21 protein-coding genes and 1 tRNA gene are annotated in these 23,065 nt (G+C 65.5%); all 22 read left to right on the top strand.

Annotation, left to right across the window (positions count from 1 at the left end):
* The first annotated feature begins 255 nt into the window (after positions 1-255).
* The 22 genes from AKJ09_RS00250 (at position 256) to AKJ09_RS00145 (ending at position 22,752) form a co-directional block, all read left to right on the top strand.
* On the top strand, positions 256-510 hold the full coding sequence (locus AKJ09_RS00250; protein WP_146644964.1) for a hypothetical protein: 255 nt from the start codon (positions 256-258) through the stop codon (positions 508-510).
* Positions 511-1,075: 565 nt separating this feature from the next.
* Complete coding sequence (locus AKJ09_RS00245; protein WP_169927133.1) at positions 1,076-1,711, top strand: hypothetical protein; 636 nt, start codon at positions 1,076-1,078, stop codon at positions 1,709-1,711.
* Positions 1,708-2,031 carry a GNAT family N-acetyltransferase gene (locus AKJ09_RS00240; protein ID WP_205633553.1) on the top strand — a complete coding sequence of 108 codons (324 nt, stop codon included), beginning with the start codon at positions 1,708-1,710 and terminating at the stop codon, positions 2,029-2,031. The genes AKJ09_RS00245 and AKJ09_RS00240 overlap by 4 nt, the downstream gene beginning before the upstream one ends.
* The gene (locus tag AKJ09_RS00235) at positions 2,028-2,342 is read left to right on the top strand and encodes a hypothetical protein (protein ID WP_146644958.1); all 315 of its coding nucleotides are present in this window, start codon (positions 2,028-2,030) and stop codon (positions 2,340-2,342) included. Before AKJ09_RS00240 ends, AKJ09_RS00235 begins: the two co-directional genes overlap by 4 nt.
* Positions 2,339-2,674, top strand: coding sequence for a hypothetical protein (locus tag AKJ09_RS00230; RefSeq protein ID WP_146644956.1), 336 nt, complete (start codon positions 2,339-2,341; stop codon positions 2,672-2,674). Before AKJ09_RS00235 ends, AKJ09_RS00230 begins: the two co-directional genes overlap by 4 nt.
* A complete protein-coding gene (locus AKJ09_RS00225) occupies positions 2,671-4,098 on the top strand; it encodes a terminase large subunit domain-containing protein (protein WP_146644953.1) in 1,428 nt (475 codons plus the stop codon). The genes AKJ09_RS00230 and AKJ09_RS00225 overlap by 4 nt, the downstream gene beginning before the upstream one ends.
* Positions 4,095-4,310 (top strand): hypothetical protein, encoded by a 216-nt coding sequence (locus AKJ09_RS00220; protein ID WP_146644951.1) that lies wholly within the window; start codon positions 4,095-4,097, stop codon positions 4,308-4,310. The genes AKJ09_RS00225 and AKJ09_RS00220 overlap by 4 nt, the downstream gene beginning before the upstream one ends.
* On the top strand, positions 4,307-6,241 hold the full coding sequence (locus AKJ09_RS00215) for a hypothetical protein (RefSeq protein WP_146644949.1): 1,935 nt from the start codon (positions 4,307-4,309) through the stop codon (positions 6,239-6,241). The genes AKJ09_RS00220 and AKJ09_RS00215 overlap by 4 nt, the downstream gene beginning before the upstream one ends.
* 3 nt (positions 6,242-6,244) lie before the next feature.
* A complete protein-coding gene (locus tag AKJ09_RS00210) occupies positions 6,245-7,252 on the top strand; it encodes a hypothetical protein (protein ID WP_146644947.1) in 1,008 nt (335 codons plus the stop codon).
* Positions 7,253-7,434: 182 nt separating this feature from the next.
* Positions 7,435-8,682, top strand: a complete 1,248-nt coding sequence (locus AKJ09_RS00205) for an SU10 major capsid protein (RefSeq protein ID WP_146644945.1) — start codon at positions 7,435-7,437, stop codon at positions 8,680-8,682.
* Positions 8,683-8,785: 103 nt separating this feature from the next.
* Positions 8,786-9,205: a hypothetical protein gene (locus tag AKJ09_RS00200; protein ID WP_146644943.1), complete on the top strand. Its 420-nt coding sequence runs from the start codon at positions 8,786-8,788 to the stop codon at positions 9,203-9,205.
* The gene (locus tag AKJ09_RS00195; protein WP_146644940.1) at positions 9,202-9,492 is read left to right on the top strand and encodes a hypothetical protein; all 291 of its coding nucleotides are present in this window, start codon (positions 9,202-9,204) and stop codon (positions 9,490-9,492) included. Before AKJ09_RS00200 ends, AKJ09_RS00195 begins: the two co-directional genes overlap by 4 nt.
* Positions 9,493-9,633: 141 nt before the next feature.
* A tRNA-Gln gene (locus tag AKJ09_RS00190) sits at positions 9,634-9,706 on the top strand.
* 43 nt (positions 9,707-9,749) lie between these two features.
* Complete coding sequence (locus AKJ09_RS00185; protein WP_146644938.1) at positions 9,750-10,439, top strand: phage adaptor protein; 690 nt, start codon at positions 9,750-9,752, stop codon at positions 10,437-10,439.
* The gene (locus AKJ09_RS00180) at positions 10,436-10,819 is read left to right on the top strand and encodes a hypothetical protein (RefSeq protein WP_169927132.1); all 384 of its coding nucleotides are present in this window, start codon (positions 10,436-10,438) and stop codon (positions 10,817-10,819) included. Before AKJ09_RS00185 ends, AKJ09_RS00180 begins: the two co-directional genes overlap by 4 nt.
* Positions 10,816-11,151, top strand: coding sequence for a hypothetical protein (locus AKJ09_RS00175; protein WP_146644934.1), 336 nt, complete (start codon positions 10,816-10,818; stop codon positions 11,149-11,151). Before AKJ09_RS00180 ends, AKJ09_RS00175 begins: the two co-directional genes overlap by 4 nt.
* Positions 11,141-14,413, top strand: a complete 3,273-nt coding sequence (locus AKJ09_RS00170) for a hypothetical protein (protein WP_146644932.1) — start codon at positions 11,141-11,143, stop codon at positions 14,411-14,413. Before AKJ09_RS00175 ends, AKJ09_RS00170 begins: the two co-directional genes overlap by 11 nt.
* Before the next feature lie 3 nt (positions 14,414-14,416).
* Positions 14,417-15,655, top strand: coding sequence for a hypothetical protein (locus AKJ09_RS00165; RefSeq protein WP_146644930.1), 1,239 nt, complete (start codon positions 14,417-14,419; stop codon positions 15,653-15,655).
* Positions 15,655-18,315 carry a hypothetical protein gene (locus tag AKJ09_RS00160; RefSeq protein ID WP_146644928.1) on the top strand — a complete coding sequence of 887 codons (2,661 nt, stop codon included), beginning with the start codon at positions 15,655-15,657 and terminating at the stop codon, positions 18,313-18,315. Before AKJ09_RS00165 ends, AKJ09_RS00160 begins: the two co-directional genes overlap by 1 nt.
* Positions 18,316-18,384: 69 nt before the next feature.
* Positions 18,385-21,840 (top strand): hypothetical protein, encoded by a 3,456-nt coding sequence (locus AKJ09_RS00155; protein ID WP_146644926.1) that lies wholly within the window; start codon positions 18,385-18,387, stop codon positions 21,838-21,840.
* A gap of 10 nt (positions 21,841-21,850) precedes the next feature.
* The gene (locus tag AKJ09_RS00150; protein WP_146644924.1) at positions 21,851-22,318 is read left to right on the top strand and encodes a hypothetical protein; all 468 of its coding nucleotides are present in this window, start codon (positions 21,851-21,853) and stop codon (positions 22,316-22,318) included.
* A complete protein-coding gene (locus AKJ09_RS00145; RefSeq protein WP_146644922.1) occupies positions 22,318-22,752 on the top strand; it encodes a hypothetical protein in 435 nt (144 codons plus the stop codon). The genes AKJ09_RS00150 and AKJ09_RS00145 overlap by 1 nt, the downstream gene beginning before the upstream one ends.
* Positions 22,753-23,065: the final 313 nt, after the last annotated feature.

The raw sequence follows: 23,065 nt of genomic DNA, 5'->3' as shown, positions 1-23,065 counted from the left end.
ATGGCTCGCGACGCCTCGGGGGACGAAGTTCACGCGGCGTTGCCTGAGGACAAGCGCGCCGTGGCGGAACTCGAGTCGCAAGGTCTGGTGACCGTCCGGCGAACGACGGAGCGGTGTGGCGGGTACATCGAATGGTGGTATCAGCTCGCTAACGTCTGACTTCGAGTGCCGCCAGCATGCCCCGCAATTCGACGGGCGGGGCATGCGGCGTCGTTCGAATGTCTCGACCGCGCAAAGAAAGGTGCTCACACCACCATGCGTCAAGCCATCACCACCAAGTTTTTCGGTCCGACCAATTCCCGAGGCGCGCGCGTCAAGGCCACCGCGCAAGCGGGTAGCGTCACGATCGAATGGGATTACGCGATCGACAGTGACGAGAACCACACGCGCGCCGCGATTGCGCTCTGCACCAAGTACGGTTGGCGCGGGCAACTGCACGGCGGCGGAATGCCGGACGGGCGTGGGAATGCCTACGTGTTCGAAGGCACGGAGCCGGACGCGGAGGTCTGAATGCGCGCCGCCGTCGATATGTGCACGCTGCAATCACCGGAGGGTGCAGCCATGTCCGAGCCTAAGCCGACCAATTGCCTTTGTCCGTTCTGCGGTGGCCCTAGCCGTCGGAAAGGTGCGCTCTGCAAGCGTGCAGACTGCGCAGAAGCATCGAAACGCGTTCCCGAAGCTCCAAGGGGATTCGCGGGGGTACCCGTCCTTCGCAAGTCGCGTCATGCGAGTCAAAAGGAGACCGATCGCGTTCGACAGCAAATCAAAGTGCGCATGCTCCCCGCCGCCGCCGACCGGTTACGCGCCTACGCGCAAGCGCAAGGGCTCACACTTTGCGATGTCGTCGAATCGTGGGCCTTGTCGCTCCCTGAAGCGTCACCACACTAGCTGTAAGGGTGCTGAAACCTTCGCTAGCGCACGCTAAACCACTGAAAAGACCTAGGAACGGGGCACGGCCGCAGGGCTTGTGCCCCGTTTGCGTCTCGACCGTCCGGATTGACGCGACGCGAGACCCGACGCCCCGCCCGCGCTAGCCGCTGGCGGGGCGTTCGCGTTGGAGCTCCGCGCCACTCTCGTGGCCGCGCCGGTCGCCCGCCTGCCGTCGTCGTTTGCGCTCGCTAGTATCCTCGTGGCCCGCCCCCGCAAACGCCCCACGCCCCGCCCGATTGTCGAAGCGCCGCCCGACACCGCGCCCAGCCCCGCGAAGCCCGCGCGCCGCCCGCCCGCAACGCCTGAAACGAAGGCCGAACGTCAGCGCCTGCATGAAACGCGTGTGGAGTACGTGGCCGATCTCATGCGGGCGCTCAAGTACCGCACGGGCGTCTCCAACAAAGCGTTGATGGTCGAGTGGGACCTACCAAAAAACGTGGTGGGTGAGATCGTTACCGAGGCAAGCCGCATCGTGCGCGCCGAGCTCACGGACCACGACCGTGTCATCAGCAAGATTACGGTCGCCCTCGACCGCGTCATCGATGACGCCATCGCGAGCGGCGATAACGCGTCGGTCGTGAAGGCCGCGCAGGTTTGGGCGCAGGTCTCGGGCGCAGGTGCCCCGCAACGTGTGGAGCTGCATCAAGATCTTGCGGCGCTGTCTCCCGAGCAACTTGCGGCGCGCAAGGCGGAATTGCTCGCGCGCCTCACGGCGAAGCCGGCTGATCCGCCGTTCGAGGTCATCGAGGTCAAGGCGCTGCCGCCTGGAGGCGAGGAATGAGCCGTATCCCATTCGCTATTCGCATGGGTCGCGCGACCGACCTGCCATTCGTGGTCGACAGCTGGTCGAAGCACTCCCATGTGCGAGGCGAGCGCTTGCGCGATGCGACGGCCCGTGTGCGCGCCATTCTCGCCGCGCCGACGACCGTGCTCCGCGTCGTGACGTTGCCCGATGACGATGACGCGATCTTGGGCTGGTCCGTCCTCACGTCCGACGCAAGCCCCAAGCTGCACTACGTCTACCTGCGTCGGGAGCTGCGCGGCCAGGGCATCGCCCGCGTGCTGCTCGCTGGCGTCGACAACCCACGAGGAAAGCCATGAGCAAACCCGCCAACAAGCCCGCCGCCACCGTCCAACCCGAAACCCTGGAGGCTCCCACGCCCTCAACCAAGATCCCCTATGGCACTGTCGAACTCGACTTCTCGCTCCGGCGCCTCGGAGGCACCCAAGGCCTCGCGTCCACGTCGACCTGTCAGTTCGCCGAGACCGCCGGCTACAGCGTGGAGCTCGACACGGTCACGGGCCTCGTGAGCATTCGCCACGAGCGGTCCAACGAAGAGCACCTCGTCCCGCGCGAGCGCGTGCTCTTCTTCAAGCCGAAGGCCGCAGGAGTCACCCCCGCGGCGAAGTGAGAGTCCCGAATAGGGACGACATCACGCGCATCGTGCAGATGATCGTCTCGCCGAACGTGCGCGACGGCTGGCGCGTCCAAGCGGAGGCGTACCACGCGGACTTCGACGGGTACACCGTCAGACTCATCGCGACGAACGCGAAGCACACGCGGAGGATCGCGCTGTTCGACGTCACACCCGGTGACATCGATCACTTCAGATTCGGCGCGGGCGACGCCGTCATCCAGATGCTGAACGACCGCACGAAGGCGTGCATGCGCACGCTCTTTCCCGCGCCGCTCCCGAAGTTTCGCATCGGCACGCGACCGTCCCCCCGCCGGCTCGCCAAGTGACGCCCGCCGAGGAAGCCACGCTGCTCGCGCAACTCGAGGCCCTCGAGGCCGAGGAGAAGCGCCGCGACCGCTACAGCGAGTGGTGCCCGCACAAGCCCACCGTCAAGCAGCAGGAGTTCCTCGACAGCACTGAGCTCGAAGTCCTCTTCGGCGGCGCGGCCGGCGGCGGCAAGTCTGACGCGCTGCTTATGGCGGCGCTCCAGTACGTCGACCAGCCTGGCTACGCCGCGCTCATCCTTCGCCGCACGTATGCTGACCTCGCGCTCCCCGGCGCCATCATGGCTCGCAGCCACGAATGGCTCCAGGGCACGCGCGCGAAGTGGTCCGAGAAGGAAAAGACGTGGACGTTCCCATCGGGCGCCACGCTCACCTTCGGCTTCCTCGACAACGCCCAGGACCGCTTCCGCTACCAGGGCTCGGAGCTCCAGTTCGTCGGCTTCGACGAGACGACGCAGTTCCCGGAGGCCTGGTACCGCTACCTGCTCTCGCGTCTGCGCCGCCCCAGGGGCTCGAAGATCCCGCTCCGCGCGCGCGGCGCGACGAACCCCGGCGGGCTCGGGCACGCGTGGGTGTTCAATCGCTTCGTCAAGTCGAAGAACCCGCAGTGTCGGTTCATCCCCTCGAAGCTCGCGGATAACCCGCACCTCGACGTCGAAGAGTACCGTCGCAGCCTCTCCCTCCTCGACGAGGCCACGCGCCGGCAGCTCGAAGAGGGCATCTGGATTCAGGACGCCTCCGGCCTCGTCTACGCGAAGGCCCGCCGGCTCCAGACCATGCCCGGCGGCGAGTGGGCATACCTGCTCGGCATCGACTTCGGTATCAAGGACGCGACGGCCTATGTCGTGCTCGGGTGGCGGAAGAACGACAGGGCCGTCTACATCGTCGAGTCGTTCAAAGAAGTAGGCACCACCGTCACACAGGCCGCCCAGCGTGTACTTGCCTATCAAAGGCAGTACTCGTTCAGCCAAGTCATCGGTGACCTGGGCGGCATGGGCAAAGCATTCGGCCAGGAATTCACGCGCCGGTATTCGATTCCCATCGAGCCCGCCCAGAAGCAAAACAAGCGTGGCTACATCGGATTACTCAACGGCGCGATCGAGCGCGGTGAGCTGGTCATCCTCGAGCCCACGAACGCCGCGCTCATCAAGGAGCTCGACGAGCTGCCGTGGTCTGACGATTCCCATCTGAAAGAGGCCGACGGCTTCGACAACCACCTCACCGACGCGCTCCTCTACGCGTGGCGCGCCACGACGGCGTTCAGCCAGACCGTTCCCGAGCCAGAGACTGAGGACCCGCTCGACGAGATTCGCAAACAGGTCGCCAAGGTTTGGAAACGACACGAAGAGGAAACGGCCCGCGCCGCTGCGAGAGCGCGATTCGACGACTACGATATTGGGGCACGGTTCGACCCGGAGGAGTATTGAGCCCGGAAGATCTCTGCAATTACGCGACCGTCATGCGGGAGCACGGCATCACGGAATTCTCCGGCGACGGCATCAGCATCAAGCTGGGTAAGGCGCCGGTCAAACCGCTCCCGCCCGTCGACCCCGACGCCCCCAAGCCCGCGCCGAAGAAGAGCGCCTATGACCAGCTGCTTTTCGCAGCGACTGAAGGACTGCCCCCGGATGATGAATGAGCAACTACGACGAGAGCGAATCGGGCAGCCGATTCAGCGACGTTCGCTGGTGGGCTGAGGACAACGAGGCCGAGCGCGCGCGCATTGTCTGCGACGTCGCCGCACGGATCTGGAAGGACCAGGAAGCGAGTCGTGAGGGCATGCTCCGCGCTGCCCGCATGTACGGCTCGCTCCCGCTCATGGGCCTGAGCCCAAAGCTGTATCGGCAGCGCACCGTCTCGCGCGGCCGGCGCATCGCTCTGAACGTCATCAAAGCCGTGGTGAACACGTACACGGCGATGGTCACCAAGGACAAGCCGAAGATCTCCTTCGTCACGTCCGGCGGCGACGACGCGCTCCAGCGTCGAGCGAAGAAGCTCGAGAAGTTCGTCGACGGCACGGCATACGACCAGAAGCTCCACACGCAGGCCTACCAGGTCGTGCGCGACAGCGCGCTCTTCGACTTCGGCGTGGTCAAGTTCTTCCTCGACACCACGACCCCGAAGCAGCCGCGTGTCGGCATCGAGCGCACGCTCCCGTGGGAGTGGCTGTTCGACGACCAGGAGGCCGCCGATGGCAAGCCGCCGAACGGGTACCACGCGAAGTTCGTGGACCGCCGCGCGTTCGCCTCCGCCGTCCGCGCCGGACACTTCGGCAAGCCTGACGCGCCGCTCGCCGCGCAGATTGAGTCGCTCGCGACCGCCTCCGGCTTCGACGACCTAGGCGAATCCTTCGAGCAGGCGAACCTCGTCGAGTGGTGCGTCGTGATCGAGGGCTGGCACCTCGCGAGCGGCGAGCATGCAGGTCGCCACGTCATCGCCGTCGTCGGCGTCGATACCCCGGTGCTCGATGAGGAGTACGACTGGCACCGTTTCCCGTGTGAGCTGCTCTACCGCGAGCGTCCGATTCAAGGCGTGCACGGCGAGAGCCTCGCCGACGAGCTGGCGCCCATCCAGGTCGAGATCTCTCGCCTGCTCCTGATGATCCAACGCGCCCAGATGTACGCCGTCGGGCATTGGCTGGTCGAGGAGAACAGCAGGGTCAACACGAACGCCATCGACGACGTCGTCGCGAGCATCATCCGCTACGCCGGCACCAAGCCCGAGTACCAGACCCCCAACACGGTCGCGTCGGACGTGTACGCGCACCTCGATCGGTTGTGGAACAAGGCATTCGAGCTCCCGGGCGTTTCGCAGATGACCGCGATGGGCCAGAAGCCCGCCGGCCTGAACAGCGGAAAGGCCATCGAGACCTACGCCGACGTGTCGAGCACACGATTCAAGCCGAATTACGCGGAGTACCAGGATTGGTACATGAGGGTCGCCGAGCAGATCCTCCACCACGCCGCGAAGATTGCTGAATCGCACCCGGACTTCACCGTCCGCGCGCCCGGCAAGATGATGGAGGCGGTGAAGTGGGCGGACGTTCATCTCCGCGAGGAGGAATACGTCCTCTCCATGTACCCGACGAACAAGCTCGCCGACGACCCGGCGGCACGTTTGGGCCAGGTGCAGGACATGATGAACGCGGGAATGGTCACTCCGGAGGACGGACGCCGTCTTTTGGATATGCCCGACATCGAATCGCTGAATTCGTACGCATCAGCCTCCTACGACAACACGATGGAAGCCGCGCGACGCATCATCGAGGAAGGCGAGTATTTCGGGCCTGTCGCACAGATGAACCTGCAGGAAGCCATCAAGCAGATGCAGATGGTCTTCCTCAAGGCGCGTTTCGACAACGTGCCCGAGGACCGTCTCGACATGCTCGATCGCTGGATCAGCGACGCGCAGGACCTGCTGCCCCCGCCGCCACCTCCGCCCGCCCCACCGCCGCCCGTCGGCTCTCCGGGCCCCGCCGGACCCACCGGACCCACGATGCAGCAACGCATCAACTCTGACTTGGCACGTATGCAGGCCCACCATGCGGCCTCGAACATGATGGGAGTCTGAACAATGCCCCCCGAAGCCACCACCGCAGCGGCGCCCGCCGCCCCCACCGCCCCGGCCGGCGGCGAACCCACGATCGAGTCTCTCGCCGCACTCCTCCCCGACCCGGTGTCGGCGGCGCCCGAGAACACCGCCGACGCGGTCGATGCTGCGAAGCTCTCCAACGAGCCTGTCGAGGGTCTGGCCGAGGGCGAAGCGCCCGCAGCCGAAGCCGCTCCCGCTGAGGAGCCCGCCCCCGAGCTGAACGAGGACGCGGAGGCGCTCGCTCGCGCCGAAGCAGCCGCCAAGCGCGCTCGCGAGGGCTCGCGGCGCTTCAGGGAGATGCGCGAGGCGCAGGAAAAGAGCCGGATGGCGGAGCAGCGCGCGGCCCGCGAGGCGGCGCAAGCCCGGAAGGAGGCCGAAGAGGGACGTGCGCTCCGCGAGAGCCTCACGAAGGACCCCTACAAGGCCCTGAAGGGGCTCGGGATGACCGATGAAGACCTCGCAGAGCGAGCTCTCCGTGAGGGCACGCCGGAGGCGCTCCTCCACGAGATGAGGGAGCAGGTCGCCGCCGAGCGCGCAGCGCGTCTCGCGCTCGAAGAGCGCCTCCAGAATGAACGTGCGGCGCTAGCTCGCCAGACGACGGAGCAGAACTTCCTCCGCGTGGCCGACAACGAGGCGCGGTACCCACAGCTCTCGAACCTGAGCCCCCGCGCACAGCTCTCTGCCGCCCGCGAGGCCATCGCTCAGATCGTGGAGAACGGCTACGACGTCGCAGGCCTCACCGACGCGCAAGTTGCGCTGGCGGCCGAGCGGTACCTCGCGCCGAAGCGCGCCCTGAAGGCAGACCCTCCGCCCGCGCCGAGGGCGGCACCTCCGCCCGCCGCGAAGGCAGCCCCTCCGCAGGCCCCGGCGCCGAAGACGCTCACCAATGCGGTAACGCAGGAGCGCGCAGTGGCCGCCCGACCGTGGCACGAGCTGAGTGAGGACGAGCAGATTGCCCAAATCGCGGCGTCTCTCCCCGACGCAGTCTGACTTTCTTTTGCCGACTAGCAATCTTGCTCACTAGTCTTGGTGAGCAGGACTGCAATCACCTGTTCATGCCCGCAGGCTCCTGAAAATCGCCTCGGTCCCGGCAGCGCTGAAACCCGCGCCGAAGTGATCGCGATTTTCAATCCCGCGCTGACTCCGAATCAGCGCTTCCCAGGAGTCTCACAGTGGCAGGTTTCGATATCAGCGCCGCGACGCCGGTGCTCAAGCAGTATTACACGCCCGCGAAGGTCGAGACGCTCGTTTTCACGAGTTCGACGCTCGCAGTCATGCCGAAGGACACCGGCGGATCCGGCTCGTCCTACGAGGGCGCGATTCGCTCAGCGATCACGTCGGCGGTCTCGGCGACGGACACCGTGGCTTTCACCTCGACCAGCTCGTCGATCTACAAGCGTTGGAGCTGCCCGTGGCGCAGCGGCTACGCCCGCGCGCTCGTGAGCGGTGAGGTCCTCGATAAGGCCGGCAATGACAAGGGCGCCTTCGTCAAGGCGGTCATCTCGGAGACCGAGGGCGCGTACTCCGCCATCGGTCAGCAGATCGGCTCGTTCCTCTTCTCGAACGGCGGCGGCGCGCTCGGTCAGCTCGACGGCGGCACAGCTGCCGGTGGCACGTCGGACGTCACCACGACGAACGTCACGCTGAAGAACCCCAGCGACGCCATCAAGTTCCGCCCCGGTCAGGTACTCAAGCTGGCCACGACGGACGGCACGAGCGGCGCCGTCAAGGCGGGCTCGGTCACGCTCACGGCGGTCGACATCTTCACGGGTGTCCTCACCGCGAGCGGCAACTGGAGCGCCGGTATCGGCACGGCGGCGAATACCGACTACCTGTTCGCAGACGGCGACTTCGGTCTCGCTTTCCAGGGCATCCCGGCCTGGCTCGTTGCGAATTCGAAGCGCGCGGGCAATGCGCTCTCGACGCTCTTCAACGGCGTCGACCGCTCGACCGACCCGGTCCGCCTCGCGGGTGTCGCGTTCTCCGGCGGCGGTGCGCCGAAGAAGGAGTCGCTCATCCAGGCCGGCATGATGCTCCATCGGCTGAACGGGAAGCCGACGCACATCATCATGAACGACCTCGACTTCGCGGACATCGCGAAGGACCTCACGACCGCGTCGCGCATCGTGACCGAGACGGCTTACAAGAACCCGCAGATTGGCTTCTCGGCCATCGAGTACGTCGCGCCCTTCGGCGCGGTGAAGATCATGACCGACCCGTTCTGTCCGCAGGGCGTGGCATACATCCTCGACATCAAGACCTGGAAGATGCCGTCGATGGGCTCGCTGCCCAAAGTCGACTTCCTCGACAAGTTGAACTGGCTCCGCACGGCGGGCTCGGACTCGTACGAGTTCCGCACGCTCTACCGCGCGGCCACGTACTGCAGTCTCCCCGGCCACAACGCGGTCGTCGAGTTCTGACGAAGAGGCAGGCGAGGGCGCGTGGTGCGCTCTCGCCTGCTCTCGCCTTCCCCGTGAATTGAATACGGGGCTGACGTGAATTGAATACGGAAAGGCAGCCGACATGGCAGATCGTTCTTTTCATTCGCCGGAGACCCAAGGCGTCCGGCATGTCCAGTACAACGCGACCCTGAAGGCCAACGCGGTGGCGGCCAATGCGCCGACGTTCGTCGAGGGTGACACGCCGGGCGCTTCGGTTGGCTCGTATCTCATCGCCACCAAGATCGCGACTGGCAAGTACCGATTCAAGACCACGAACCCGTTCGCGGGCCTCGTGAACTGCGATGCCTGGATCGAGATGGCGGCGCCCGACAATAACTCGTACGCGCAGATCAAGCAGCGCTCGCAGAACGCTGACGGGACCTGGCAGTTCGAACTGTGGGTCGTGAAGAACGCGGCCGGCGTGTTCACGCTCGTCGACGTCACGGCCGGCGACTACATCAACGTGCAACTCACGCTCCGCAACAGCACGGTGAAGCCGTGAAGGGCCCCTCGATTGCAGTAATGCTCGCTGGCAAGCCCTCGCACGGAGAGCCGGACGGGGACGAAAGCGGCGAGCCGGGGCTCGGCGAGGCAAAGGCCTCGGCGAAGGATGCAGCTCGGGCGCTCATCGGCGCCATCTCCACGAAGAACCCCGAAGCCGTCTATCGGGCGTTCCGCAGTCTCGGCTCGCTCTGCAAGGAGCTGGATGACCGCGAGGACGCAGGGGAGACGGAGGAGGAATCGGCTGAAGGCGACGAGGGCGAAGAGGGCCACGACGACAAGTTCTGACCCTCGGGACGAGCACATCACACAAGCACCGCCGCCCGCGCTTCGGCTCGGGCGGCGTCATCCCAAGTACGCCCTATGGAGGGCACCCGGCTGTAACCCGGCGCGCTTTGCAAGGAGGTTCGATTCCTTCACTTGGGACCTGGATGCATAGCTCAATCGGCAGAGCGCAGGGCTTTGACCCCTGAGGCTGGAGGTTCGAGCCCTCCCGCATCCACGAGGCAGGCTGCGAATTACCCAGAGGCGTAGTGGCATATTCGGTGACTCTCGCAGACCTGAAAGCCCGCGCGCTTCAGCGAGCAAACCTCGAAGGCGCCACGCAGTTCATCACGTCCGACGAGCTGACCGACATCGTCAACGGCAGCATCGCGGAGTGGTGCGACGAGGTCCGCCAGACGACGTGGAACGGCACGTACAGCCGGAGCTCGTATTCGTTCACGACGTCGGGCAACCAGAAGACGTACGCGTTGCCGGCGGACTTCCTGTCGATGATCAGCGTCGACCTCTTCGCGACATTCGGCGCGGCGCCGGTCGCCATCTACGCGTTCCAAGAGGAGCAGCGCAACCGGTTCAACGCCGGGCCGTTCTCCACGGGCTTCGGCTTCTCGTGCCCCGCGTACTACCAGATCCAGGGCCAGAACATCGCGCTGATCCCCCTGCCGGCGGGCGCTTACCAGGTGACGCTCAACTACGTGCCCACCGCGCCACGGCTCACCGATCCCGACGACACCCTCGACTCCATCAACGGGTGGGAGGAATTCATCGTGCTCGACGCCGCCATCAAGTGCCTGATCAAGGCCGGCGAACACGAGACGATTCAGCTGCTCGAGGGGCGCTTGAGCGCGCAGCGTGAGCGTATCCGCGCCATGGCATCACGACGAGACCAGCAGACGGCGGAGCAGGTCCACGTCATCGCGAACAGAGACTTCTTCTACGAGTGGGAGTGGTGATGGCGGCGACGAAATTCACACTCAAGCGAGAGTACACGGGCGACCGGCAGCTGGACTCGATGCAGCAGGCCCGGAACGATATTGCGGGCTCGTTGAATAACTGCCCCTTCGTCCAGGGCGTCTTGGTTTCCGTCAGCTTTACGGCCCTTACAGCGAAGGTCATCACACACAGTTTAGGGGCGCCCGCGGCGTGCTTTGTTGTTCGAGAGTCCTACGGCGGACTGCAGAACGCGGCTCAGATCTCCGAATCGGCAGACCAATCGGGCTTCGACGTGAATAACCAGCTTCGCTTGGTTGCCGCACAAAGCTGCACAGTCGACTTGTGGTTCTATCCGCGCGCGTCGAAGCAGATCGATACCGCAACAGGGCAGAGCACGTGAATACTCTGGAAATTCGGGTCCGGGACGGACGCCGCGACCCCGTCGTTGTCAAAGTCGAGAAGCGGAAGGTGAATTTGGACGCCCCGCTCGAGTACTGCGAGGAGGTGCGTGGTGAGGTGCTTGTGCTTCCCGCGCCTGAGGGCCGCGTGACGGGAGTTTTCCTCTGTATCGGCCCGAGGCGATTCCCCTTTGTCGTCGTCGACGGTGCCTTTCCGTGTGGGGACACCTTTTATACGTGTTTCGCAAATGCGGAAGAGAAGACATTGACGTTGAGCCCATACCCGCCCTTGCCGGATGCGCTCGTCGCCGTGGAGTACGACGATGGCAGGTGAGACCTCCGTTATCCATGTGCCTTTTGCGGGCGGCTTGGATGAGAAGATCGCAAAGGAGTACCTCGACGCGTCGGCTCGTCAGGCGGCGATCGTCAATGGAGACTTCGTCAAGGTCGGGGCCATCGACAAGCGCGCGGGGCTGAAGCACTTGCCGAACGCCCTCATCGCCGGGAGCACCGTGTTGCCCGCACTAACGAGCGGGACGCGTATCGTGGGCTGGAGTCGCTCGAGTCTCTCGATCCTCTGTTCGACCGGCCTGTATCAGCACGTGACGGCACCTGTTGGCGGCACGACCGCGGGCGGCGTTGTCGGTGTGGCCTCGCTGCCCAACGTTGCGTGCCTGCGTCGGCACATCACGACAGGCGACCAGTACGCGCCACCGACGCTGGTTGATTGCGTGTATTCAGGGCAGTTGTTGCGAATCGCGATTTTCTGGGATTCGTCGTTCAATCTGCTCGCCAGCGTTTACGACGTGGCCTCGGGCAACGTCATTCTCGAGCCTGTGCTCATCTATGCGAACACGGGCAGTGTCGATGCTGGCACGATCCCTCGCGTCGTCAGCGCATTTGACCTTCCGGGCATCGCCAACGGCAACCCGCGGCCGGTCATTGTCATTCAGGATCAGAAGACCACGCGTGTCGACTATATCCAGTACAACCCCGCGGCCAACGCATTCACGGCGCCGACAACGCTCGTCGCGACCTGCACCATCGTCGACGTGTCGCCTTACGAAGACGACCCCGCGAACGGCTGGTTAGTGGCGTATGACGTAGCCGGTACACCGCCGAAGATTCGAACGGCGTATTGGAGGCCCGGCGGGCTTCAGACGAGCGTGGACCAATCCCTCGCGGCCGGCGAGTCACTGGGCGTAAGCTGTTATGTAGTCGGGCGATACGGGCAGTCCGTCTTCGTTTTCTGGAGCGCAAACACTGCCACAACCATGCGCCTGTGGGCCCAGCGGCGAGATGCGAACTATGCGTTCGCGTCCGGCACGGGCGGCCTCAACGGGAACGGCACCACCAACTATGCAAGCGCGCCCTACACCACTGGGGCCTTTTTTCCTGTCTCTGGCGCAGCGCTTCTTGGGACCAATAAGGCATTCGTAACGTACTGGGGGCGGGGAACGCCAGATTCGAGCGGGAACGGACCGTCCCCATTCCGACTTAACTGGACGGTAATTATAGATTTTGCCGGCTCACCCACCACACTGGCAAGTGGACGTGGGGGCTTTGGCCTCTACCCCGCCACTAGGCCATTCGTTGTGAATGGGGAGGTGTACCAGCCGCTCTACTACAACCTAGATTACGTAATATCTTCAACGGAGGCCAGCAAGTCACAACAGCTGACTCTATATCTCTGCAAGTATCAAGGCGTTGGCGACAACATGCCTGCAGGAACTGTCTCCACCGACGTCTGTCGTCCCGTCACAACGGTCGCGCCTCGTATTGCTGCGAATGCCGGACAGGGTATTCTGGACCTGTTCGGCGGCTTCCATACAGGCATGCCGAGCACTGTCTCCCGCACTGCGACCCGCGTTGCGGTGGGCCTGAAGACTCGCGGTGATACGGCGACGATGGCGGGCCCATCGTGGGCTGTCGATTTTTTCTGGGACCAGGCCAGCACTCAGAGCCTCTACCAAACTAGTGAAATTGGGGCCGAGCTTTCGATCTCGGGCGCTGTCCCGTTTGTTGCGGACGGTCAGTCGGCCTTCGAGGACGGCTTCTTCAACTATCCGGAACTCACGTATGTGAAGGGGGTCGCCCCAGACCCGCCCACATCAACGATGCCTCCTGGACAGTATTCGTTTGCGGTTGTGTATCGCTCTGTCGATTCAAGCGGGCTGACACATCGAAGCGCGCCCTTCATTACTGCCCCGTTCACCGTCTCGACGGGGAGCGGCGCGCCGGTTTTGTACATCACCCCGCCGATTCCGTCTTATCGCGATGTGTTGGCCACATCGACGACCGTCGGAAAGGTCTTCGCCGACATCTACATGACTCGAACGACTGGCGGGTCGCTCTATTACAAAGACTCGATCGTCGTATCAAACACGGGGCAGGCGGCTGCACCAACGTCCATCCGATACCCCGCCACGGGTCAGATTGGGGCGATGCCCCCGGCCACGAATCCATTGCTCTACACGACGGGCGGGGCGCTCGACAATGTGAACCCCCCGGCGTCACTTATTCAGATCGCGCATCAAGACCGGAAAGCTCTTGTCGACGAGACCCTTCGCAATGTCTGGTTCTCGAAGGCATTCACCCCAGGCGAGGCGCCCGGCTTCAACGAGTCGTTGGTCGTTCCCTTCCCCGATGGCGGGGACATCACGGCGCTCGGCTCGATGGACGGCAAGTTTGTCGTGTTCAAGGCGCGCTCGGTCTGGGTCATGGAGGGCGATGGTCCGAGCGATGCAGGCACGAACTCGACGTGGTCGACGCCGCAGGCCATTGCAACGGATGTTGGGGCGAAGGCTTGGCAGAGCGTCGTCCTGACGCCGAGGGGGCTCATGTTCCAGGCCCCTAACAACGGCATCTATCTGCTCGGCCGAGACTTGCAGGTCGACTTCATCGGCAAGAGCGTCATCGATCAGACTTCCGATTTCCCCGTCATTGTCAGCGTGACACTTGCCCCATCGAGCACGCAAGTCCGCTTCGCCTGCCAGAACACCGCAGGTACGGACCAGATCCTTGTCGTCTACGATTACCTGCTCGGGCAGTGGACTACGCACGAGTACGGGCAGTTGTCGGCGCCAGTTGCGTCGACGTGCCTGACCTTTGGCTCGCAGCAGTTCACGGTCCTCACGACGGATGGCCACCTCTGGCAGGAACGCACGCCCACCGATCCGAATCGCTGCATGGACCAGGACGTCACCGGGAGGAACTGCTTCGTTCCGACGACGATCACGGTCCCGTTCATCAAAACCCAGGTTCAGGGGTATCAGAGGATGCGCCGGATTCAGACATTCTGCGAGCAGCAGGACGATTGTGGACTGCTGGTGAATCTCGCATTCAACTACGACGAGACCATCCGACAGACGGCGACGTGGACGAGCCAGCAACTGCAGCCGCTCAATATTCGGGGCCTCGTGGAGACCTACGTATCAGCTGCCTATAATAAGCAGATGTCTGTCCAGGTCTCGATTTCCGACACTCCTGGGGCTGCCATGACGACAGGGGCGGGGATGCGTTTCGCTGCGATGGCGCTGGAACTTCAGAATCTCGGACCTCGATACAAGCTTTCGGGCGCTGCGGCGCGGAGGTGACAAATGGCGGACTATAATTCTGACACCGGCTATCGCCAGGGCTTCTCCGCGGGCTCGGACACCTCCGTCCAGGCGGATGATCCGGGCTCTCAGAGCGCTGGCGGTATCGCTGGACTCTTCGGCGCTGAAGCGAAGAGGGCTCAAGGACCGAACACCGCCGCCTATAACCGCCAGATGTATCAGTCGGACCAGGATGCCGGGGTATATGGCGACCTCGGGCGGAATTACACGCAGAAGGGCCCGACAATCGCGAATCAGTTCCAGGATCAGAGTCGCGCTGCGATTGACCACAATATCGGGCGACAGCAAGTCCTTGCCGACGATCTTATGCACAACAACGGGGAGGCGTCACGTGCGCAGTTCCAGAGCCAGTTGGACCAGGGCATCGATGCCCAGATGGCCGTCGCGAACTCAACGCGAGGGGGCGCAATCGCAGCCGCAGGGGCTCGGCGACAGGCGGCGATGAACGGTGCCCAGATGCAGATGCAAGGGGCCGCTCAAGCCGCTGCACTTGGCGCGCAAGAGCGTGAACAGGCGCAGGGCCTGGCTGCAAACCTCTACGGACAGGTCGGCAATCAGCTGCAGGGCCAGTACGGGCTCGAACAGGGGTCGGCCATCTCGCAGGGCCAGCTCGATAGTGCGAACCAAGCGCAGCAGAATCAGATGCGTCTCGGCTACGCCGGTATCGGTCAGCAGGCGCAGGGCCAAAGCCTCAACGCGCTCAACAACTACACGAGCCAAAACCTCGCGGCGCAGGGCCTTTCTGCAGGCTTTCAGCAGCAGGCGCAGGCTGCAACGAATCAGATGATCGGGACAGCCGCGGGAGTCGCGGGAACGATGATGGGCGGGCCGGCAGGCGGTGCCGCGGCCAGCGCCGCGGCCAACGCTGCAACGGGCGGCAGCGGGGGTGGTGGTTCCGGTCCTCCGAAGTACGCCCACGGCGGCGCGTTCAACGGGCAGCACCCGATCATGGTCGGCGAGAACGGGCCAGAGATCATCTACCCGCAGTCGCCCGGCTACGTGATGACCGCGCAGCAGACGGCGGCGCTGCGAGGGGCGCCTCCTACGCCCTTCCAGCAGCAAAGCCTCGCCCAGCTCTACGGGGCAGGCGCGTCGCACCAGGCCGCTGCTTCGCCGACTAGTATCTCTGCACTCTACACTCCTCGGCAGGCGTCGCTGAACGACGCCATCGCCGGTAATGCGCAGCTCAAGGCACGGATGGCGGCCCTCGGAGGGCAGTAATGGCAAACGAGTTCAACGACGCCCGAACCGTCCCCGTACCCGGCACGGAGCGCACGCCCAGCATTCCCGCCGACCGCGGGCCGACCTACCTGGTCCCCGGCCCCAACGGCACGGGCTCCTTGGACATCAGCGGGGGCGCCGTCCCCATGTCGTCGAATTACCACTTCGGCATGTCGAAGGAGCCCAATTTCACGCCGGCCGAGCTGCCGGACGCTCCGGACAATGTGCCCGGCTCCACGCCCATCACGGACAAGCCGGCGTCCAAGGCCGTGTTCCTGACGCCTGAAGGAGGCGACGGCGCGGGCGGCATGGACGCCTTGACGATGGCAATGCTGGCGCCTGGGCGGACCGTGTCGCGCGCGGCGCACGAGGAGAGGCTCGTGAGCCCGGAGCGGCAGGCGGCGGGACAGGCCGCCCTCGACAGCATCGGCAAGGCGGAGCGAGCCGCCAACGCCGCCGAGGCGCAGGGCTATGCGAATAAGGCGGCGGCTACTCAGCGGGTCAGCGAGGCGCAGGCGCAGCAGGGCAAGGACACCAGCGCTCGTGCGCAACAGTCGCAGGCGAAGAGCGACGAGTACCTCGACAAGATGAACCGGTTCTCCGCCGCTCTCGCGAACGAGGAGATCGATCCGGACCGGATGTGGCACAACGCGTCCACCGTAACGAAGGTCCGGTGGACGCTCGCGCGCATGCTCGGCGCAGTTCAGCAGGGGGCACTGCACCTGCCGAGCAATCAGATCGCCGAACAACTCGACGCGATGGCCCGTGCGGACGTCGACGCGCAGAAGGCGAACTACGAGCACAAGCGCGGTCGCCTCAACGACATGCGCAACATGTACTCGATGGCGATGGAGCAGACGCGCAATCGTGACGAGGCCGAACGCCTTGCTCACGGTTACGCAATTACGGCGCTCCAGACGCAGGTGCAGACGGTTGCGGAGGCTTCGCAGTCGGACATCGTCAAGGCACAGGCGGCGAAGCTCGACGCGGAGCTCGAGCTGCGCAAGGTCGATCGCGGCAATCACGAAAACAGGTGGGTGCCGACGCAGACCTCCGAAGCGCCCAACGCCTTCGGCCTGACTGCGAAGGACCGCAGTGAGTTGCTGAAACACGCGCTGACGAAGCAGATCGACGCCAACGCGAAGCACAAGGACGACAAGTCCGATATCCAGGCGACCATCACCGAGCAGAACAAGCAGTTCGACAATATCCTGAATTCGGATGTGCTAAAAAAGACCGGTTGGTTGACGGGTATTGCCAACTCCACTGGTTTTCAGCGCCTGATGCCGGAGTCGTCGCAGAATGCAGTCGCGGTCGACGGCATCAACCAGCAAGTCCTGGGCTCCGTCGGCAAGCAGCTGAAGGACTCCGAAGGCCGTATTGCTCCGCCCGTCCTTGAAGCACTGCATAAGCTTGCGGTGAACCCGTACGACACCGAGGCGGTCGCGCGCAAGAAAGTCCAGATGGCGAAGGACTTCGTCAACTCGGTCGCTCTGCAGAGTGGAGCGCTCGTCGCGATTCGGCCGTTTGAGCACGTGGAGGACTTCACCAAGGCTGGCGTCACCCTCCCCGGCATCGCGGCGCGCGCGGAAGGCGGCCCGGTTGCGCAGGGTCAGCCCGTCCTCGTCGGCGAGCGGGGGCCGGAGATGGTTTTGCCGATGGGCACGCCCGTCGCCGCACCCGCGCCTTTCGACGTCGGCCCCGAGGTGCCGCTATATACGCAGGACGGCAAACGCCTCAACGGGCGCCCTGACGGTGTCACGACGAGGGAGCGACCGGCGCCAGCGGCAGCAGCGGACATCGAGCTCACGGATGAGGACTCGCTGCCGGTCTACGGGGCGAACGGCAAGCAGCTACAGGAGCGCCCTCTTCAGGACGACCGCAAGGGGGTCCCGATGTCCGTTCCCGCGCAGGAGCGCTTGAATAGGACGCGGGCGGCAGCTGCTCGGTGGGCCGAGCCGTTCAGGAAGACCGCCCCGTACCGTGGCGACGTGGAGGCGCTCTCGCAGCCCGACCACCATGAGGAGATCAGGAAGACGATCCCTCGCGGCTCAGAGGACCCGCAGTTCGATCAAGCGGCGGCGGAGCAGTTCCGCAAGACCGGGGCCATCCAGTTGACTCCAGACGAGGCGCGGCAAGTTCGCACGCTGGTCAACGGAAACGTGCTGACTGGCGGAGGGCGTGCCCCTGCGACAGCCGTTCAGCGGTTCGCGCAGAAGACCAGCGGGGGACAGGCACCTGCACCCGCGTCGCGCCCGCAAACCGCCGTCCAGCGGTTCGCCACGAAGGTGCGAGGCGGCGACGACGTCGTTGGTCTCTACGACCCCGCCGGCCAGCAGCTGCGCGTCTCTCCTGAGGGGCGCGCCTACTACGAGAGCGACGCGGAAGCGCCGTCGGGAGGGCCGAGCCTCTCCGGGCCGGCGCCGAAGTACAGCCGAAGGACGGTGAGCGCGAGTGCGCCTGCGAAGGCAGCTGCGAAGCCGCGTCCGCCGACGCTCGAGGAGATCGCCCGATGGGCCGACGCGGAGACGGAGCGCACGAGGATGCAGACGGAGGCCGTCGACCGAGGGCGCCCCGCCGTTGACCCTGCGCCGGCGTACTCGCAGGTCCTGACGCCGATGCAGCTCGCGCGGATGCGCATGGAAGGTCGCGTTCCGTGACATCGGAAATGGCGCCGACGCTTCTCGGCGTCTAGTTTCCCTAGGCCGTGAGACCACCCAGCAGGACGGTTGAAACTACTCGATCGTAACGGCAACCAAGTCGAAGTCCCCGACGACCAGGCGCAAGCCGCGCTGGTGTCGGGGCAGTACGGCGCCCCCGAAGGCACGCAGATCCCCGTCAGCGTCGGCGGCGAGATCGGCTCAGTGCCCATCGAGAGCCTGCAGAACGCGCTCAGGAAGGGCGCGAAGGTCGTCTCGCAAGCTGAGTACGACAAGGCTGACACCGACGCGCGCTACGGCGACGCCGGCCACGGCGCGCTCGCGTTCGGCACCGCCGCCCTCGACAGCGCCACACTCGGCATCTCGAACGCCGCCATCGGCGGGCTCGGAGGCAAGGAGGTCCGCGAGACCATTCGCAAGAGCCAGGAGGCCAACCCGACGGCGACGGGCCTCGGCGAGGCCGCCGGCTTCATCGCGCCGATCGCGGTCGACGCGCTCTCCGGAGGCACCGCCACACCCGCCCTCGCGGCGCTCGAAGCGGAGCGCGTCGCGGCGAAGGGCGGCGTGAAGCTCCTCGGCGCCGGTGAGCGGGCACGCGCGGCCCTCAAGGCCGGCGAGAAACTGCTCTTGACGGAGGGAGAGAGCGTCGGAGCACGGGCCGCCGAGACGCTAGCGCCACTTGAGGGCGTCGGCGCGCGGGCAGCCGAAGGCCTCGCTCCGCTTGAGGGCGAGTTCCTCGACCAGGCACCGCGCGGACTGTTCCGTGGTCCGGAGATGCCCGGAGAGATCGTCCCTCCTCCAGCGGAGTTGCCGGGCCTTCCCGGCGGTGCGCGGGCGCTGCCGGAGACTCCAGGGCTTGTACCGACCTACGAAGGCGAGTTCATCAACCAAGCGCCTCGCGGGCTGCTTCCCGGCCCGGAGACGCTCGGCGAGGCAGTTCCTTCCCCGGCGGGGCTGCCCGGCGGGCCGCGCGCCTTGCTACCAGAGACTCCCGGCCTCGTGCCGACGTACGAAGGCGAGTTCATCAACCAAGCGCCGCGCGGGCTGCTTCCCGGGCGGGAGACGCTCGGAGAGGTCGTCCCTCCCGGTCTGCCCGGTGGCGCACCGCCTGCACTGCCTGGCCCGACGGGGCTTGTACCGACGTACGAAGGCGAGTTCATCGATCGGGCGGCGCGCGCTGCGCTGCCGGGGCCGGAGATGCTCGGTGAGGCCATCTCGCCGGAGGCCCGCAGGGTCATCGGCACCCTCACGCCCGAGAGCCAGCGTGTGCTCGAGGGCCTGTCTCCTGAGAATACGCGACGCGTCGTCGACGCGTGGGTCCGACGCGGACGTGTGTCCCCGACGGCCGCTGCCGAATGGGAGGCCATCGGCACGCACGCGGCCCAGAACACGGGCGTGATCGGGCGCGTGATGGGCGTCGTTCCCGATGCGACGATGCCGCAGACGCAGGCGCAGGTCGCTGAGCGACTACAGCAAGCGGCGAACGCAGCGGCGGAGGCCATGCGAAGCGGGCCCGCAATTGAGGCAGCAGCCGCGCAGGCGGCTGGCAAGGGGCTCGTGCGTCAGGCCGTAGAGAGCACTCTCCTGGGGCCCACGCGCGCCGTCCAAGGCCTCGGTCAGGCCGTCGAGGACGTCGTGCGCAAGATCGTGGGCACGGAGGCCGAGACCGCACTCGGGCGCATCGCGCAGAAGACCGTCATCGGTGCTGCGCGCGGCGCGACCGAAGGCGCCATCTTCAGCGCCGCGCATGAGGTCGGGCAGGGATTCCTGCAGGACAACGTAGATCTCAACGGCGAGCGCATCGCGTCCGCCATGGTCCACGGCGCGATGCTCGGCGGCGTGTTCGGAGGAGGCATCAGCGCGCTCGGGCAGGGCACGAAGGAGGCCGTGACGGGCGCCATGCGCAAGCTGGGTGGCAACTCCGACATCGCCACCAAGCTCTCGGAGAAAGCCGGCGAGCACATCTGGCACGCGGCAGGACCGACCCAGAAGATGACGGCGGAGGCCAACCGCTACGCGGGCGGCGCGTGGAAGGTGGGCAGCCTCGCGCGTGAGAAGGCGGAGCAACTCCTCGGCCGCAAGCTGCGCACACGCGAGGACATCCTCGAGCTCGCGCCGCTGCTCCGCAAGGACGCCATCAAGCAGATGGACAACGTCATCGACCGTCTCGACGACGTCGCCCTGCGCAAGACCCGCATCAAGGTGGAGGACATCGACGCGCAGCTTGAGACCATCCAGAACGAGCTGCGCAAGAGGGCGGCGCCGACGGGCGAGATCCAGTCGTTCCGCCGACGCATCCTCGACGCGACGGGCGCGTGGGACGACACTCTCGGGGCGATCGACCCCCACGCGTCGGTCACGTTCCGGCAGCTGCGCGACTTCCGCGTGACCGTCGACGACATGGTCTCGAATTGGAACGCTGCGCCGGGCGCCGACAAGGCCCCGACCGTGGCCCTCAAGCAGATCCGCTCGTGGCTCGAGGGTCGCGTGACGGAAGCCGCCGACAAGGTCGCGAACGAGGCCGGCGGCACGCTCCTCAGGGATTACAAGGCAGCGAAGCAGGCCTACCAGGGCGGACTCTTGTTGGAGAAGGCAGCCGCTCGCGGCGTCGCCGCCAACGGCACTAACCAGTTCCTCTCGCTCACCGACAAGATGACGGGGCACGCCCTCGGCGGTGCCGGTGCGCTCCTTGGCGGTCATGCCGGCTTCGTCGCTGGCGAAGCCCTCGGCGGCCTCGCCTCGAAGGTCATTCGCTCGCACTTCGACTTCATGGTCGCTGACACGCTCGACAAGCTCGCGAGTGTCGCGCGCAACGACCATGTGATGCAGACGATGCAGGAGGCGAACGCCCGCGTGCAGAAGCGCGTCGACCACGGCCTGAACCAGGTGCGCAAGGCCATGGACGGCAAGCCGGTCGAGTCGCCGCCCATCGCCGGCCCCAAGACCTTTGAGGAACGCCGGCAGCAGCTTCTGAACGTCGCCGCGCAACACGAGGAAGTCCTCGGGCACCTCAACTCCGTCACGAAGCCCCTCGACAAGGCCTCCCCGGACATCGCGGCGTCGGTCAACACGGCGACGCTCCGGGCGATCACCTTCCTCATGGACGCGCTCCCGAAGCCTCCGCCTCCCGGCCCCGACGCGCTGACCCCGCATCTGGACGCAAAGCAGTGGCAACCCACCCCGGCGCAGAAGGGGAGGTTCAATCGCCAGTTCGACCTCGTCGTTCGCCCCGAGCTGATGCTCCTGCTGCTCGCCCAGGGCAACCTGACGAAGGACGGCGTGGACGCTGTGAAGGCCACGAACCCTGCCATGTTCAAGGACGCCCAAAAGAAGCTGAGAAACGAGACGGAACATCGAAATAAGCCCATCGCGGCCAGCATGCGCCCGTATGCGCGACTAGTTTTTGATGAGCCCCTCATCGACCCAAGACGCGCCCAGTCCTACCAGGCGGCTTACGGTCCTGGTCCGAAACCTCAAAAGCCAGGACACACCATCAAGTTCGCCGACAACACATCACTGAAGTGAAAGGACCTGCATGCCCGCTCCCGTAGCCTCTCGAAAGATCGACTTCGTCTCGGCGCCGCGTGCGTTCGCGGCTGCCGGCGTTCCTGGCCAGGTCGCTGTCATCGCGGTCTCGGCGGCTGCGACGTACATCGACCTGACGCGCGGTATTTCACAGGCAAAGAAGGACCCGCAGGTGAGCGGCCAGGACCCGAAGAGCCTGACGCGCAACTACCTCACCATCGAGGCCGACACCGCCGACCTCGGCGTGGTGTTTGGCGCGACGAGCGCGCTCGTGTCGGGCGGCAACGCGCCTTCGCTCACCGCATCAGGAACCGTGGCCTCCGGCGTCTATACCGGCGCAGCGGGCACGTGTTACGTGATCAAGGCGGGCACGAAGGAGCGATTCCTCCTGCAGGCGAGCGTCGACAACTTCCTCGGCCTCGTCGGCAGCGCCGCCGGCAACGCACGTATCTATCAGAGCAGCCCGGACGACGCCTGATGTCTGGCGGCCCGCTCGCGACGAAGAGACTGCAGGTATGGCAGGGGGTCGACTTCAAAGCTCGCTTCGTGTTTTTCACGCAGCCTGCCAGCGGCTCGACGGACCCAAAGGACCTCGTGCCGATGGACTTCACGGGATGGAGCCACGCGCGCATGGTCGCGCGCGTCGCCCCTGACTCCGCCTCTGCGCAGATTATGTCACTCATCGCGGGCGGAGGCCTCACATTCATCGCGGACACGTTCAGTCCAGGCCCTCCGATGCCTTCGGTCAACAACGGTATCGAGATCATGATTACGAGTTCGGCATCGCTCGCGATGAACGGCGGCGTCGCGTACTCGGGCGGGTATTACGACCTGCTTATTGATAAGTCCGATGGCGCGACGATGATGCTGATGGCTGGACAGTTCGATCTACTCCCCACGGTGTCCCGATGAGTAATGTCGTTGTTGTTCAGCTAAAGTCTGGACCGCAGGGCATCCAAGGTATTCAGGGCCCGCAGGGGATTCAGGGCCCGATTGGCCCGCAAGGCGCGACGGGTGCCACTGGCCCGCAAGGCTCGATTGGCGCCACTGGCGCACAGGGCCCGAAGGGGGATACTGGGTCACAAGGTGCAACCGGCGCCACTGGTGCACAGGGGGCAACCGGTGCAACGGGCGCGCAAGGGCCTCAGGGAGACCCCGGTCCGCAAGGCCCCGTTGGACCGCCGGGGACAACTCCGACAGGGACCGGCATCGCGCACGTCACTGG

Source organism: Labilithrix luteola, from assembly GCF_001263205.1.
Taxonomy (GTDB): domain Bacteria; phylum Myxococcota_A; class Polyangia; order Polyangiales; family Polyangiaceae; genus Labilithrix; species Labilithrix luteola.
This window is presented reverse-complemented; position numbering and strand designations above follow the sequence as displayed.